The organism is Paenibacillus sp. FSL W8-0187 (assembly GCF_037969755.1).
Lineage (GTDB): Bacteria > Bacillota > Bacilli > Paenibacillales > Paenibacillaceae > Paenibacillus_AQ.
The window spans coordinates 5,806,339-5,821,828 of record NZ_CP150206.1 but is presented as its reverse complement, the minus strand read 5'-3'; the positions used below and the strand labels follow the sequence as shown (position 1 = coordinate 5,821,828).

Below are 15,490 nucleotides of genomic sequence, written 5' to 3'. Positions count from 1 at the left end.
GCTTTACTACGAATCCGGCGGTTATGACGCGGTTATGGCGTGGTAGTCATCACGATGATTTCAAGGGAGTGTGAACCAGCATGAAAATTACGGATTTAATGATACAAGAAACGATGATCATGGACCTGAAGGCGGTCACGAAGGAGGCAGCCATTGATGAATTGATCGCAAGCCTGGCAGCAAGCGGACGGATCAACGATCCGGTCTTGTTCAAAGAGATGATTCTGAAGCGTGAAGCCGAATCCAGTACGGGGATCGGGGGCGGCATCGCGATGCCGCACGCAAAGACGAAAGCGGTTAATGAACCAACCGTTGTGTTTGCCAAGAGCAGACAGGGCGTGGATTTCGAAGCGCTGGACGGAGAGGCGGCGTATGTGTTTTTTATGATCGCTGCTCCGGAAGGAGCCGGGAATACCCATCTCCGCACACTAGCAGCGCTATCACGGCTGCTGATCGATGCGGAATTCATCGGTCAATTGATGAATACGAACACGCCCGGGGAAGTGACGGTTTTATTCGATTCGAAACAGGAGATCGAAGAAGCTGCTAAAGCGGAGAAGGAAGCGGCTAAGAGAAGGGAAGCGGCAAAAAAGGAATCGGAGAAGCATCAGGAATCCGATATGACTTCCCAATCTGACCCTATGAAGGGTCCTGCCGGAACCTCGGAAGCTTTTGTTGTTGCCGTAACGGCGTGCCCAACCGGTATTGCCCATACATTTATGGCTGAAGATGCCCTGAAGAAGAAAGCCCAGGAAATGGGCGTCGAAATTCGGGTGGAGACCAATGGCTCGGAAGGTGCGCAAAACGTGTTGACGGAAGAGGAAATCCGCAGGGCTGCAGCCGTCATCATTGCGGCCGACAAAAACGTGGAAATGGCCCGTTTTAACGGAAAGCCCGTGCTCCAGCGACCTGTCAGCGACGGTATCCGCAAATCGGAGGAGCTGATTCGCAAGGCGATGAGCGGCGATGCGCCGATCTACCGGAGCGAAGGCGGCGGTGAGTCGCAGACGAAAGAGAAGGGCAGTATTGGCACTAAAGTGTATAAGGACCTGATGAATGGTATTTCGCATATGCTGCCATTCGTCGTGGGAGGCGGCATACTTCTGGCTGTCTCTTTCCTGATCGAGCAGCTTGCAGGTGAACATCATCCCCTCTTTCAGCTGCTGCAGACGATTGGCGGGGGAGACGGCGCCTTCCACTTCCTGATTCCGGTTCTGGCGGGATTCATTGCACTGAGTATAGGTGATCGTCCGGCATTGATGCCCGGCATGGTCGGAGGCCTGATGGCCCTCAATTCCAATTCGGGATTCCTAGGCGGACTTGCGGCAGGTTTCTTGGCGGGTTATGTGGTGATCCTGCTGCGCAAAGCATTTGCCGGACTGCCAAAAGCGCTTGACGGCTTAAAGCCGATTCTGCTGTACCCGGTTGTCGGCCTCCTTGTCACCGGAACAATCATGTTCTACCTGTTTGATCCGTTCTTCAGTTGGATCAATCTCGGTCTGGTTGATATTCTGAACAATCTGGGTACCGGCAACGCGGTGATTCTCGGTCTTATTCTGGGTGGAATGATGTCGATTGATATGGGTGGTCCCTTTAATAAAGCGGCTTATGCATTTGCGATCGGCGTATTTACATCCAGCGGCAACACGAACGGTGCCATGATGGCTGCGGTTATGGCTGGCGGGATGGTTCCTCCGCTCGCCATTGCGCTGGCAACGACGTTCTTCAAGCATAAGTTTACGGAGCAGGAACGAAAGTCCGGCGTGACCAACTACGTGATGGGCCTTTCCTTCATAACGGAGGGCGCGATCCCGTTTGCCGCAGCCGATCCGCTGCGTGTGCTGACATCCTGTATCCTAGGCTCGGCGGTTGCCAGTGGGTTGACGCAGCTGTGGAGCATTAACGTCCCTGCTCCTCATGGGGGGATTTTTGTTGCCGCACTGGCGAATCATGCGCTTCTGTTCTTGCTGGCCGTCCTCATTGGCGCGGTAATATCAGGCATGCTGCTTGGTCTATGGAAGAAGCCGCTTGAACGTAATTAGGATTCATATAGATGAGACAAAACGAGTTTGAAGTGGGCATTTTTTGCTTACTCTGGACTCGTTTTTTTCTTTGTGGGTTGGGCCATTTCTACAAATGACTGCATGTTATAATCTAGTCGTGATAGAAAATGAAAGGAGAGATAATAGAGATGTTGGAACAGAACAGCAAAGGTCGAGGTCCTGAGCAGCTTATCGAAGAAATCAACCGGACGTCCGCAGCCGAAGGGATGGCGGCGGTATGGTTTCTGGGGCAGGAGAGCGTTGTCCTTAAAGGCGGAGAGGTTGTCATCTATATCGACCCTTATATGTCAGATGATCTGGAACGCAAGGCGGGATTTAAGCGTGCATTCCCTGCACCGCTGAAGCCGGAGCATATCACGTATGCGAACATGGTGCTGATCACCCATGAGCATGACGATCATATGGATCTGGGAACGATTGCGGTCATAGCCAAACAGAATCCGGAGACAGCCTTTGTTGCACCAGCTTGCTGTCACGAAGCGATGAGAGAGGCTGGCGTCGCACCGGCGCGCTTGTTCGCGGCGGTGTGCGATCAATGGCAGCAGTTTGAGGGCTTCCGTCTGATGGCGATTCCGGCTGCCCATGAAACCTTGGATGAGCATGAACAGTTTGGACACCGATTTGTCGGATATCTGGTGGATATCCAGGGCGTGTTGATTTACCATGCAGGAGATACCGTCGTTTATCCTGGTCTGGTTGAAAGATTACAGGCATATTCGATTGATATCGGGATGGTGCCGATCAACGGGGGAGATGCCTTCCGCCGGAATGATGGGATCGTTGGAAATATGGGCTTCCGGGAGGCCGCAGAGCTTGCCGCAGTATCGAGATTCGATCTGACCATTCCGATGCACTACGATATTTTCCCTTGGAATGGAGAGAAGCCAGGGTATTTTGTGGATTATTGTTATGAGAATTATCCATATATGAAGACCAAGGTGATGGCACGGACCGAGCGTTTAATTTATGTAAAAGATTAAAAGCGAAAAGCATCCGAATCGAACACGGTGGAATTTTTTTCAAATGCGGGACAGCAAGTTCGCAATTTTTCGAAATGACAAGCATATAAATAAGACATGCCCTTATAAATGGAGATGGGGAAATGGTGTCATTTCGAAAACATGTCATTATCGTGATCGGCAGTTTTCTGATCGCGATGGGGACCAATTTTTTTCTTGTCCCGCATAAAGTTTTGGATGGTGGAGTTATCGGCATTGCTCTGATTGCTAACTATGTGTTTGATCTACATATCGGATTCGTCATCATTTTGTGCAGCGTTCCCATGTTTATTGCAGCCTGGATATTAAATCGCGAAATCTTTTACAATAGTCTGTCAGGCATGCTGATATCTTCATTTATCATCGATTTGCTTTCACCGCTGCAACCGGGTTTTTTGCGATTTTTTGCCCCGAATGTCATCCTAAGCGCGCCTCTGGGCGGGGCTTTGATCGGAGCCGGCCTTGGATTTATGCTTAGAAACAATGCAAGCACGGGCGGAACGGACCTGTTGGCGCATTTCCTGGCAAAATATTTGCCGTTAAATGTAGGCGTCATTATTTTGCTGATGGATGTCGTTATCATCGGTTTCGGAGGCATCCTGCTGTCGGGAAGCACTTTCATGTATTCCGTTTTGACAATAGTAGCAGGCGGGTTTACGACGGGAATGCTTACGCAGAAGCGTTGGTTCAAAAAGAGACGGATTAAATAAACAGACAAGCCTATCAAGTCGACTCTTGATAGGCTTGTCTGTTTATGAAAATAACAATATTTAGCAAAAAATGTATTACAAAATCAGTACATCATTTTTTATCTTTGGGCATGAGCTTCTTTAAATGCATTGATATAAGCGCGTGCCTTTTCTGTAATCAGACTGAAGTCTCCATTCTTCAGCGCGTCCTTGGTCAGATCCGATCCGATCCCGACCGCAAACGCGCCGGCCTTGATCCATTCATGCAGATTGTCCAAATTTACGCCCCCGGTTGGCATGATGTTGGCTTGCGGGAGCGGACCCTTCAGGGATGGAATGACGGATGGGGAGTACAAATTCCCCGGGAAGAGCTTAACGACATCGACGCCAAGTTCAAGAGCGGCAACGATATCATGAACGGTTACGGCACCCGGCATCACCGGGACGCGGTAACGATTACTGAGGAGAATGGTATCGCGGTCGAAGCCGGGCGAGACCACAAATTCGGCGCCGGCAAGAATGGTGATTCTGGCTGTTTCGGCATCCAGAACCGTGCCTGCGCCGATAATGGCATAATTATCCGCTTGCGGATCTTTGGAGGAGTACATTTTGGCCAGCGTTGTAATGGCTTCGGTAGCAAACGGTACAGTCATGGTTACTTCGATTACCTTGATACCGCCTTCAATCGCATGTTTGGCAATCTCGACAACCTCTTCAGGGGAATCCCCGCGAAGGACAGCAACGACACCTGCATGATGAATTTGTTCGATTAGTCTTAGTTTTTTCATGTAAACACACTCCTTCTCGTCTATGAATGGATTAGAAAGATGGCTCGTTTAAAGAACAGGAGTTAACGTTCGATATGAGCAGCATTCCCGCGCCGCTGCTCTACTTCTTCCCATGTCGGAAGTGCTTCCCAATCACCGGGCGCTTGGATCACCAGTGAACCGGTTAAACCGCCCAGTGAAAGAGCTTCTTCGGGTGTCCAGCCTTTGGCAATACCAGCAAGGAAACCGGCACAGAAGCCGTCGCCTGCTCCCACGGTATCCACCACTTGATCCACCTGCTCAAAGGGAAGGGAATAGGTGTGGTTCTTGTGGACAATGACATTGCTCCCATTGAAACTTTTGATAATTGACATTGCGGGAAGCTGTCGCAGACGATCCAGGATCACCTGCTCGTCCTCTGTTTCGAACAGCAACTTGCATTCATCATAGCCTGGAAGAAAATAATCACAGACTTCCGCAAGCTCCAGCAGTACAGGACGTGCTTCCTCGATATTCCATAGCTTGAGCCTGAGGTTAGGGTCAAAGCTGATCAGGACGCCATGCGCTTTGCATACGGAAATGACATGCCGTATCGTCTCCAGGCAGCTGCTGCTTAAAGCTGCGGTGATGCCTGTAAAATGAAGGATGCGAGCATCGGCTATGTATTCGGAGTCTACATGGTCCGGCGTCATTTGGCTGGCGGCAGAGCCTTTGCGGTAGTAATAGACGGAGGATTGACCGCGAACATTCTGTCGCAGCATAAGACCGGTCGGTGCAACATCCGTTTGTCTGGCGGCGGAAATGTCGACACCTTCGCCTCGAAGCGTTTTCAAAATACCGGTTCCGATCGGATCGTTGCCGAGTTGACCGAACCATCCGCTGCTGCAGCCAAGCCTGGCTAATCCGATGGCGAGATTGCTTTCAGCACCACCGAAGGATTGTGCCATGCTTCCTCCTTGACCTATGCCCCGTGTGCCTTCCGGATATAATAATCCCATCGACTCACCGAACGTGATGACATCGATAGAACGCGTACCATTCTCCATAGAATCTACCCCTTTGTATTCAGTCTCCGTTATTAACACTTTACCCTGATGGGGAAGATAACTCAATAATAAATAACACAATATAAAGTACCTCCTATCAGGGGAAGATAGGAGGTATGCATGGGCTTACACGCGATGGAGCTAACAAAAAAATGGTTAGAAACCTTTATACTGAGGCTCTTCCTGTTCAAGCTGTTGAACCCGCTGGGCCACTTGGTCCACGACTTGCTGTGTTTGTGATGCTGCAGCTGTGAACAAATCCTTGGCATTTTGATCTTGCGTGGACAGTGCAAATTGCTCAAGGCTGGCCTGAGCGCTTTTTAAGGATGAGAGACATGTTTTGACATCGGATGCTACGGTCATTGGTTTTTATCACTCCTTTCATGCGTAATAATGTACGCATTTTGCAGAAGAACATGCATGGAGTATAGCCTGGGAAATAATGGTGTGATTTCTGGAAGGATATTTGACAATAATCTATAGAGTGATTATTAAGTCGAGACATCAAATGAGGAGGCTTTATTGTGGCCCAATGGTTGGAAATTGTACTTAGAACCTTATGTGCTGTGGTTGTGTTGTTTCTGATGACGAAAGTGCTGGGAAAGCGGCAGGTTTCGCAGCTTTCCTTTTTTGAATATTTAACGGGGATTACGATCGGCAGCTTGGCCGCCTATATCTCCTTGGATCTTGAGGCGAATTGGTATTTGGGATTAGTTGGGCTGGGCGTATGGGTAGCTTGTTCATTACTTATTGAATTCCTGCAAATCAAGAGCAAGAAGGCCAGGGACTTTATCGATTTTAAGGCGACCGTACTCATTAAAGATGGCAAGATATTAGAAGACAATTTAAAGAAAGAAAGACTGTCTACCGATGAGTTAATGGAGCAGTTGCGGAAAAAAGACGTGTTTCAGGTCGCTGACGTGGAATTTGCTATCATGGAGTCAAGCGGGGAGATTAATATTCTGCAGACACGTGAGAATCTGCCTTTAACCCCTAAAGATCTTGGTATCCAGGTAGCGCCGGAAAAAGTCGCACAGGTTGTGGTCATGGATGGTAAAGTCATGGATGAACCGCTGCGCGTCGCAGGCTTCAATCAGGGATGGCTGGTGGAAGAACTGGACAAGCAGGGCGCCAAGATCAAGGACGTATTTCTTGCCCAGGTTGATGCTTATGGACAACTAACCATCGATTTATATGATGATCAGATTCAGGTTCCCAAAAATGAGGAGCGGAAACTGCTCTATGCGAATTTAAAGAAATGTCAGGCGGACTTGGAGTTATTCAGCCTCAGCACAAAGAGTAAGAAGGCCAAGAAAATGTATGAAGAATGCTCCAAACAGATCGAGAAAATTATAGCGGAGGTAAAGCCAATCCTAAATACTTAATTCGGGCGCCGCCGAGTCATAATTCCGTGAAAATCAGAATAGGATATTTTTGTGTATTAAAAGGAGCCGGTTGCCGCCGACTCCTCACACAGCAGATCATCACCTGCAAGGTGGATATTTGCTTGCAACCAGACGTAAGAAATAGATTCATCTGTACAAGGGACGGGTCTATTTCTTATTATGGAAGGCAAGGATCGAGACGACCAGAGTGGCGAACGATATCATTAAAGCCAAAGCTTCATTCACGCCCATGCCTATCACCTCCTGCTGCCACCCTTGCCAGCTGGTCTACTGTACTATATAATATGCCAATTGCTTACAATAAAAGAACCTTTTTGTAGGAAGCGCTTACATAAAATGTTGATTTTTTGACGAGATCAAAAAGTATAAACTCCAGAGGCTTATCATACTTATCTCGGTACTAAAGGTGACATATAATCCGGAAAACTGGGAGAGCAGCAAATGCCGCTCTCCCAGTTTCTGTTTTTCAATAGGATATCGATACAGTTTCAAGTTTCAAGCGGATTTATGATTAGCTTTAGGTTTGTGTTTGCGTTTGCGGAACAGGGAGGCAATCCAATAGAAAACAGGGATGAACTCTATAAGAATAAAGAACATCACCATCTCGAATGAATTGAAGTCCTGGAGAAAGCGGATTGGATTTTGCGAATATTGGTATGCAATCACGATAGCGGTTCCCCCAACGATGGCGATTAGTGGCCCATCCATTTGCTTCAGGTTAAACAATTTGGCAAGGCAACTTACACTTACGTGGATGAGAAAGGCGCTATGGAAAAACATCGAACTGCTCCATAATCCAATGATAAGTGGATCGGCATTAGCGAGGAACCCACTAGCTGCGCGCATTAATTCAACAAGTGGATATTGCATTTCCCGCCCTAGATAAGGGCCGAAATTCAGTAAAGCAGAAGCCCATTGGAGCAATATACCAATAGTCACCAATATCCCTGCGGCAGCGAGGTTTCGAAACGATTTCCGATTAAATTGGATATAGGGAGCGAGAAAGAGGAAGATGATCCATTCGGCGAAGAAAGAAAGACAGAACAGGGCGTCCTTAACTGCAGACTCATAATTATGATGCCTGACCGTCGCAATCATCATATCGAAATGGGCTTCCTTGAAGAAAAACATGTTCATGGACACGATCGCAATGACAATGACGAGAAAAAGCCCGTCTGAAATATAAATCATCGTCTCCATGCCACATCTGGCGGTAACCATAACGACCAAACCCACGATCAGGAGCACGAACCATTGAGGAGTTTCACGCATGTAATTGGTGTCGAAGAATAAAGTGAAGCTTTCGATATCCATCCCTATGTAATTGATCGACCAGAAGAAAACCAAAGCGACGATCGGAACGTGAATCCAGTTGCTGACTAGTTTACTGCCGAAATCGATCCAGGGTTTCTGAGGGTCCCACAGCGCGAGCTTTACGGTAAACCACAGGAAGATTAGACTCATCACATAGCCGCCGAGAATCGCGGCCCATCCTAAATAAGCGGAGTTCCACAATAAGGGACTGATCAGAAATCCAGTAGGTATGGCGTTAAGATAGACAAATCCGAAACGGAACAGCTGCCAGGGAGTATTGCGCATGTCGGGTTCGTACATCCTTTCCGTTATAGATTATAGTCCTCTGTGAAGGTACAACGATAAATGTTTTGTTATATGTTATTAAGCCAACCGAACAGCAGCATAATCAGTTGGTTGGGGGTCAGCCACTCGTGATAAAACAAGGCGAATAAATTCCAGACGGTAAACGCAAGGATCAGAAGGAGAACCGTCCATTTTTCACGAGGTGCTTTTGCCTTTTTCTTCGCGATATACCATTCCACCAAGGAATACACGAGGAACAGAAGAGCGAGCATGGGCAAACCTCCTTATTTCGGATTCATTTTGAGTATGGATCCGAAGTTTCGAATCTTGATGTCGGTAACAACCTGGATCTCAACTTCGTTTTTGTAATAATCGGGCCAGTTGGCATGAACTCTTTTCCAATGATCCGGATAGTTCCAATCCACCAGCATGCCAAGCTGCAGGATGTCTGCTCCTACTCGTTGCGAGGTATGAAGAGCCTTTGTTAAATGACCGGTGATTTGCTCATTGAGCTCACGCTCGATGAGCTCTTTCACCTGAAGGGTATCAAGCTGCTTGTGCTTTTGTTTGTATACGATATCGCCTGTTCCGTTTAGCTTTACCGTGAACACTGGATGACCCGAAACCATGCGAACAGACTTCTTAGAGCTTGATGTGATGAGAAACACGCTTGCCTTCTTACCTTCATCCCATGAAACGGTATACATAGGCCCTTTTACCTCGTTTACTGCCCAACTGACAGCAAGTGACTCCTTCATCGGGAGTGTAGCAACTAGTTTATGATGATGGAAAAGCGCCGTGCCTTGAATCCCTGTCCAAGGCTTCAGTTTCTCCTGATCGGCGACCATAGGCTTCATGCCTGTTGCCAAATAGGTCAAGGCATAGCCTTGGTTGGCCGATTCGGCATAGAGGCAATCTTTTAAGTTCGTTGTGATCATGTTGTGTTGGTCCGCAAAACGGGTGAGCACCTCCGAGGGCATCTGCTCAAAGACTGGCGTCAGCTCCGCGGCTTTTTTCGCATCTCCGGACGCAACCATTAAATAAGTACTGAGGATGGTTGTCGGTTCTCGCTGTAACCAGTCCGTAAGCTCCTCTAATCCCGCCTCCGCGTAGCTTTTGCCAACGACAACGACCTTGGCGTGACTGAAGTCCAAACGCCTGGAAAGATCCCGTTGAATCAGGTGCAAGGCTTCCTGCACAGTGCTGGAGGTCTTGGTTACCGTGGCATACGGTTCACCACCACCTTGCTTGCCTGCTTGGCTTCCAGATGTAAGCCGATTTGGAAGGGGGGCACTAATCGTAACTTCTACGGTGTCGTCTTGCTGACCTTTATCCACATACATGGCAAATACAAAGGTTTGCTGATTGATCTCAACCTTAGTCATCGTGAAACCGCAACCCGTCAACAGCGTAAGGGGAAGTACTATTTTGAACATGTTAAACAATTTGAGTAGAGGCATTATGGCTTTCTTCTCCTTAAATTGTTGGATGACGCATAGGTCTTAGGCCGCTTCTTCATCAGCATGGATGGCGCCCTCAGGAAGGTATCCTTCCATTCAGATATCACAAGCGGCGCAACGGGCTGCAGATAGGGCGTATTAAACGACTTCAGGGAAGCCATGTGGCCATACACAAGGAAGGCAGCAGCAAATACGCCGATAAGACCGAGTGTCCCTCCCAGAATGAGTATGGGGAAGCGCAGCAATCGGAACGCAAGCCCGAGCTCGAAGTGCGGAATGATATAAGAAGCGATGCCGGTTATGGACACTACGATGACCATCGGATTGGATACAACACCGGCTGCTACTGCTGCTTGCCCAATGACGATAGCGCCGATGATGGATATGGTCTGCCCGACGGGCTTGGGGATCCGGGTTCCGGCTTCCCGCAAGGCTTCGAAGGTAAGCTCCATGATCAGCGCTTCGGTTAAGGCGGTGAATGGGATGTTCTCACGTGATGCCGCAAGCGTGATCAGCAGATCCGTGGGTATGATGGATGGCTGAAATGTGGTGATCGCTACATATAGCGAAGGCATCAGCAATGAAATGACGGCGAACACGAATCGGATTATCCGGATCCAGCTGGAAGAGAAGAAGCTGTGATAATAATCCTCGGACGACTGCAGCAGGGAAAATAGAGTGACAGGCACAATAAGAGCCGACGGTGTTCCATCCTGCATGATGCCGACTCTGCCTTCAAGCAGAGAAGCGGCTACGGAATCCGGTCGCTCGGTATATTGGAACTGTGGAAACGGGGATTTCACGCCTTCCTTCATTTGCTCGGATAAGGTGCTGATCCCGAAGGTGCCATCAATGGATATGTTATTCAGCTTCCGGTCCACTTGGGCGACAACTTCAGGTTTGCATAAGCCGTCGACATACACCATATATACGGTAGTTTTGGAATAGTCACCGATCTGATAACGTACGGTTTTGAGATCCGTATGCTTGATTTTGTGCCGGAGCAGCGATAAATTGGTGCCAATGTCTTCGATAAAAGCTTCTTGCGGTCCATTCACCACCAGCTCATTCTGAGATTCCGAAACCGCCCGTTTCTGATACAAGGCGATGTCGAATAAATAAGCCTCTGCCAACTGCTCCACAACCACTACCGCTGTGCCTTCGACAATCATATTGGCAATATACTCCGCCGAGGAAGAACGATGAAAAGGAACCGATAGGATATCTCCACGATCCATACGGTCAATGAAGTCGTTAAAATTATGCTGAATCAACGCGGCTTCCTTAATCAGCGGTTTAACGATATGCTCGTGCAGGGTGCTGATATCCACAATGGATTCAATATAGATAACGGTACACGTCGATCCATGGATACGTAAGGATTGATAGATGACATCCTCGCAATTCGCAAGCCGCTCTTTAACAGGGGCAAGCAGTACGTGCTGCGCATTCGATTTCATTGTTGTTCTTCCCTCCTTTGCCGGTTCGTAGTAAAGGCTCATCCTCTTTAGAATGCCGTACTTTTAGCAACTTATACCGAATTTTCCAAAAGAAGCTGGCTTAGGGATTGAAGAGGAGTTGGGATGGGGCAGGGACAATGCAAACTTGATCTGAATACAAAAAAGCGTCTGGAAGGAGGTTCCAGGCGCTTTTTAATGTGAGTTTTCATTTAGACTTCGATTTTCTTCTTCGGATGGATTCTTTGATTTTGTGAAGCATAGGTCTGCGGTAAACGTAGAGTAAGATGCGCAGCAAAATATAGAGTATCAATGTAGACAGGATGCTGTTGATGAGAGCGCCGACAAAAAAGTTGACGCCCATATCGCCTAATCTGCCAAAATGATTTGTCTCAATTCGATAATCCGTCTCTGGGACAGGTGCCGAGAGGGCATCTTCGATTTCAAAGGTTTTGGGAAATGTGGTGAAAAGATGCACAAACACCCCGATTCTATAGTTTGTATAGAACAGGATCGGCCATAAGACGGTCCCTGCCGAAGCTGCAAGGAAGGCGGAGGGAATGCTCGCCCGAACCATGCGAGCGAGCAGCGGAGCCAGCAGCAGATCAATGCCAAAGGTTGGATACCAGCAAGGAAAGAAACCTACGGCAAAACCGAGCGCAATTCGATGATCACTATTTTGCATGCGGAGAGTCCGGATAATATAGTATTTCAGTCGTCGAATGTATTTATGAAGCAAAACCGTCTCCTCCTGCACGTACTAAATACAATAATGAAGCGATTCTAATTATTAATAGGAAGAACTTTCAAAAATTATATAGTAGTGCTTGTAAACCGTCAATCGACGAAGAAAGAAATATATGTGTGAGGTATTACTTTGACACGCATAGTAATATGCGTTATATTATACCCATTCCATTCCGTTAAGGAGGTCCGGGTATTTGATTGAATCCTTACATAACAGTGATTTGATACGTGGAAATATTGATACCTTTATTCTGCGCGTGTTATCGGACGGAGATAATTACGGCTATCAGATCATTAAAGAAATTTCGATACGAAGCGGGAATCGATTTGAACTGAAGGAGCCTACATTGTATTCCAGTCTGAGAAGGTTAGAGAAGCAGGGATTAATCCGTTCCTATTGGGGAGAAGAAACCCAGGGTGGAAGGCGCAAATATTACAACCTCAGCCAGGAGGGACAGAGGCGCTTGCTGCAAAATCAAGAGGAATGGAAGGCTGCACGCGAGATTATCGATGTTCTGATCGGGAACGGAAAGGAGCTGACAGAGCAATGACCAACAGGCATGACCTGGAGATCTTTGTGGACCGTCTATTTGCGAATCAACGCAAAACCAAGGAAGTGGTAGAGCTGAAGAATGAGGTTCTCAGCAATTTGGAGGCCCGAGTTACGGATTATATGGAGAACGGCATGGAATATCAATCGGCCATCAGCATGGCTATTGATAACATCGAAGATATCGAGGCCCTCATTGACGATAATCAAAAAGTTTACAGCTATCGTTTCCGTTATGACCTTGTTCAGAGCGCGCTTATTTATTCCTTGCTGGCCTGGATCGTCACCATCCCGGCCCGATTTTTGCCAAGCGGTATAGGGGTGAACACCCTCCTGCTGTGCGTTGTTGTTTTCACCGGAGCGGTGTATCTTTCCATGTCACGGCATCTGAAACGGTATGAGAAGCAGACAGCTATTATCAACGCAGGCAAATTGGCCAAATGGAGTAAAGGGGCATGGTGGCTGTGGTCGATATTTATCGTAGTCGTATCCTTGTACACTTTCGTGATTCAGTACGGCAGTGATCTATGGTTTGGGCGAGCATTGCGAATCGATGGACCTTATTCGTTCTATGAGACCGTCATGCGATATGCCATCCCGATGACGTCGGTCATCATTCCGCTGCTTGTCCAAAAAGCTTGTAAATTAACCCTTCAACTTGAGGTGAATGAACCATGAGCAGAAAAAATTGGCTGATTGTTGCACTGCTGCTTATCGGCGTAGTGGGTATGGCTGCACTGGAGGGATTCATTAAGCCCAGGGCAAATGAACAGGCCATTCAATATGAAGCGGAGCAGAATGATCCGTTGACGCATGATATCCGGAATTCGTTAAGCTTCGCCAGCCCGTATATGGGGAATGCCGCGAACCTGATTAATTTGAATGCTTCGCTTCCCATGCGTGACATCGAACGCACATTTCAGTTATACCCGGAGGAATTGACGGCCGAGCTCCGATTTCAGGCTAAGGCAGGCGATCTGCAAGAGGAGAAGCTGAAGCAGCTACTGGTTTATAATTCCACTGCAAATTTTGCCATGATTGATAATTTGGAGAAACTGATCTTCGCCTTTGAAGACGAAACCTTCACCATCCGACGGGACGAGGTGCAGTCTTGGTATGGCGACCAGGTTACTCTTGCTTCATTACGGGATGCCGGGACATGGGAGAAGGAGGTTCAATCCCGTCTTGATGATATGAAGTATGTCGGTGATTACGTAGAGAAACTGGTTGAGCGTAAGTTTCTGTAGAGATAAACAGCTTCAGTAGAGATAAAGGGAAGGGGAGTATAGAGATGGGTGCGGAGCGACGCCAATTAAGTCTGGGCGCTTTTCTAATGAATTACGGCCATCATATTGCCGCTTGGCGGCATCCCGGTTCGGCGGGGGTCGGAGCCGTGGATTACGATTTCTATAAGCGCTGCACTCAAGCAGCCGAACGCGGGAAATTCGATATGGTGTTCCTTGCAGACAACAACTCGATACCGCTGATTGAGGATTTGCGGACGAATGTCAGCTTTCTTCAACCTGAAGCGTTGACCATGCTCAGCAGTCTGGCCAGTGTCACGGAGTATGTTGGATTAGCTGGCACGGCATCTACTACATTCAACGCGCCCTACGCATTGGCAAGGCGCCTGTCCACGCTGGATCATATCAGCGGCGGCAGAGCCGCATGGAATGTGGTGACCTCCACGAAGGATGCGGAGGCACGCAATTTCGGCTCGGCGGAATTAATGGAGCATGGGAAGCGGTATAAACGGGCGGAGGAGTTTCTACAGGTTGTGAAGGAATGTTGGGACAGCTGGGAGGACGATGCCCTTGTGTTGGACCGGCAGAGAGCTGTCTTTGCGGATACGACCCAGATTCATCGGGTTCATCATGAAGGAGAGTTTTTTAAGGTAGAGGGCCCGTTGAACATGCCTAGATCTCCACAAGGCAGGCCCGTTATCATTGAAGCGGGAACCTCGGAAGCGGGAAGAAGGCTGGCGGCCCAAACGGCCGATGTTGTGTTTACGGCCTGCGAGAGTAAAGAAGATGCGATAAGGTATTACCGCGAGTTTAAGGAGTTGCTCAAGGAGTATGGACGGGAAGGGGAAGAGGTGAAGGTTCTGCCGGGCCTGCTGATCTTCCTTGGAGAGACCGAAGCCGAAGCTTTGGCGTATTATCGGACGTTCAGCGAGCTCATCTTGCCGGAAGCAGGGGTGAAATATGTATCGCAATTGCTGAATGCTGATTTGACAGGATATCCGGTAGACGGTCCGCTGCCTGATCTTCCGAGGGAAGGGAACAGCAGCCGAGCGATCATGATTATGGATATGGCTGCAAAATCGGGCAAAAGCATTCTGGAGCTCGGCCGGCATTACGCGGTATCTAGAGGTCATATGACGATGATCGGAACCCCGCAGCAGATTGCCGATCGGATCGAGGATTGGTTTCGAAGCGGGGCTTGCGACGGATTCAACATTATGGCCCCTTTGCTTCCGGGTGGTCTCGAGCAGTTTGTGGAGCGAGTAGTGCCGCTGCTTCAGCAGCGCGGCGTGTTTCGCGAGGACTATACAGGCAGAACGTTACGGGACCATCTCGGTCTCACCCGGCCGGAAATCCAACATTAAAAATAATTGACGACAAAATTAGACGATGCTATAATCCTACTTAACATATCGGAAATAAATTGATGCACGTTCTACCGGACAGCCGGAGATGCATCCTTGG

The 15,490-nt window shown here is 48.4% G+C and carries 16 protein-coding genes; 8 read left to right on the top strand and 8 right to left on the bottom strand.

All coding sequences use genetic code 11. The annotated features are described in order from the left end of the window. Window positions 1–80: 80 nt before the first annotated feature. The 3 genes from MKY48_RS26310 (at window position 81) to MKY48_RS26300 (ending at window position 3,771) form a co-directional block, all read left to right on the top strand. Entirely contained in the window at window positions 81–2,042 is a 1,962-nt protein-coding gene (locus tag MKY48_RS26310) for a fructose-specific PTS transporter subunit EIIC (protein WP_339291644.1), read from the top strand. A 149-nt stretch (window positions 2,043–2,191) separates the two neighbouring features. Continuing rightward, window positions 2,192–3,043 carry an MBL fold metallo-hydrolase gene (locus MKY48_RS26305; RefSeq protein ID WP_339291643.1) on the top strand — a complete coding sequence of 284 codons (852 nt, stop codon included), beginning with the start codon at window positions 2,192–2,194 and terminating at the stop codon, window positions 3,041–3,043. Window positions 3,044–3,165: 122 nt separating this feature from the next. Continuing rightward, the gene (locus MKY48_RS26300; protein ID WP_339291642.1) at window positions 3,166–3,771 is read left to right on the top strand and encodes a YitT family protein; all 606 of its coding nucleotides are present in this window, start codon (window positions 3,166–3,168) and stop codon (window positions 3,769–3,771) included. A 98-nt stretch (window positions 3,772–3,869) separates the two neighbouring features. Here MKY48_RS26300 and MKY48_RS26295 read toward each other — a convergent pair whose 3' ends face one another. The 3 genes from MKY48_RS26295 to MKY48_RS26285 form a co-directional block, all read right to left on the bottom strand. After that, entirely contained in the window at window positions 3,870–4,538 is a 669-nt protein-coding gene (locus MKY48_RS26295; RefSeq protein WP_339291641.1) for a bifunctional 2-keto-4-hydroxyglutarate aldolase/2-keto-3-deoxy-6-phosphogluconate aldolase, read from the bottom strand. A 62-nt stretch (window positions 4,539–4,600) separates the two neighbouring features. After that, window positions 4,601–5,563, bottom strand: coding sequence for a sugar kinase (locus tag MKY48_RS26290; RefSeq protein WP_339291640.1), 963 nt, complete (start codon window positions 5,561–5,563; stop codon window positions 4,601–4,603). Between the two features lie 156 nt (window positions 5,564–5,719). After that, complete coding sequence (locus MKY48_RS26285) at window positions 5,720–5,926, bottom strand: DUF1657 domain-containing protein (RefSeq protein WP_076324431.1); 207 nt, start codon at window positions 5,924–5,926, stop codon at window positions 5,720–5,722. Between the two features lie 161 nt (window positions 5,927–6,087). Between MKY48_RS26285 and MKY48_RS26280 the strand changes: the two genes are divergently transcribed. Next, a complete protein-coding gene (locus tag MKY48_RS26280; RefSeq protein ID WP_339267411.1) occupies window positions 6,088–6,948 on the top strand; it encodes a DUF421 domain-containing protein in 861 nt (286 codons plus the stop codon). A gap of 516 nt (window positions 6,949–7,464) precedes the next feature. On the opposite strand, the gene MKY48_RS26275 is transcribed toward MKY48_RS26280, so the two are convergent. From MKY48_RS26275 to MKY48_RS26255, 5 genes are all read right to left on the bottom strand, one after another. Then, window positions 7,465–8,568 carry a GerAB/ArcD/ProY family transporter gene (locus MKY48_RS26275; protein ID WP_339291639.1) on the bottom strand — a complete coding sequence of 368 codons (1,104 nt, stop codon included), beginning with the start codon at window positions 8,566–8,568 and terminating at the stop codon, window positions 7,465–7,467. 68 nt (window positions 8,569–8,636) lie between these two features. Further along, the gene (locus MKY48_RS26270) at window positions 8,637–8,840 is read right to left on the bottom strand and encodes a hypothetical protein (protein ID WP_339267408.1); all 204 of its coding nucleotides are present in this window, start codon (window positions 8,838–8,840) and stop codon (window positions 8,637–8,639) included. Between the two features lie 12 nt (window positions 8,841–8,852). Next, the gene (locus tag MKY48_RS26265) at window positions 8,853–10,028 is read right to left on the bottom strand and encodes a Ger(x)C family spore germination protein (RefSeq protein ID WP_339291638.1); all 1,176 of its coding nucleotides are present in this window, start codon (window positions 10,026–10,028) and stop codon (window positions 8,853–8,855) included. Then, window positions 10,028–11,488 (bottom strand): spore germination protein, encoded by a 1,461-nt coding sequence (locus MKY48_RS26260; protein ID WP_339291637.1) that lies wholly within the window; start codon window positions 11,486–11,488, stop codon window positions 10,028–10,030. Before MKY48_RS26260 ends, MKY48_RS26265 begins: the two co-directional genes overlap by 1 nt. A 205-nt stretch (window positions 11,489–11,693) precedes the next feature. After that, window positions 11,694–12,224 (bottom strand): DUF2062 domain-containing protein, encoded by a 531-nt coding sequence (locus MKY48_RS26255; protein WP_339267402.1) that lies wholly within the window; start codon window positions 12,222–12,224, stop codon window positions 11,694–11,696. Window positions 12,225–12,426: 202 nt separating this feature from the next. On the opposite strand from MKY48_RS26255, the gene MKY48_RS26250 reads away from it, so the two are divergent. The 4 genes from MKY48_RS26250 to MKY48_RS26235 are packed head-to-tail and all read left to right on the top strand — an operon-like array spanning window position 12,427 to window position 15,390. After that, complete coding sequence (locus MKY48_RS26250) at window positions 12,427–12,783, top strand: PadR family transcriptional regulator (RefSeq protein ID WP_339267400.1); 357 nt, start codon at window positions 12,427–12,429, stop codon at window positions 12,781–12,783. Beyond that, complete coding sequence (locus tag MKY48_RS26245; protein ID WP_339291636.1) at window positions 12,780–13,460, top strand: permease prefix domain 1-containing protein; 681 nt, start codon at window positions 12,780–12,782, stop codon at window positions 13,458–13,460. Before MKY48_RS26250 ends, MKY48_RS26245 begins: the two co-directional genes overlap by 4 nt. After that, window positions 13,457–14,029: a DUF4825 domain-containing protein gene (locus MKY48_RS26240; RefSeq protein ID WP_339291635.1), complete on the top strand. Its 573-nt coding sequence runs from the start codon at window positions 13,457–13,459 to the stop codon at window positions 14,027–14,029. The genes MKY48_RS26245 and MKY48_RS26240 overlap by 4 nt, the downstream gene beginning before the upstream one ends. Before the next feature lie 44 nt (window positions 14,030–14,073). Next, window positions 14,074–15,390, top strand: coding sequence for an LLM class flavin-dependent oxidoreductase (locus MKY48_RS26235; RefSeq protein WP_339291634.1), 1,317 nt, complete (start codon window positions 14,074–14,076; stop codon window positions 15,388–15,390). The last annotated feature ends 100 nt before the right edge of the window (window positions 15,391–15,490 follow it).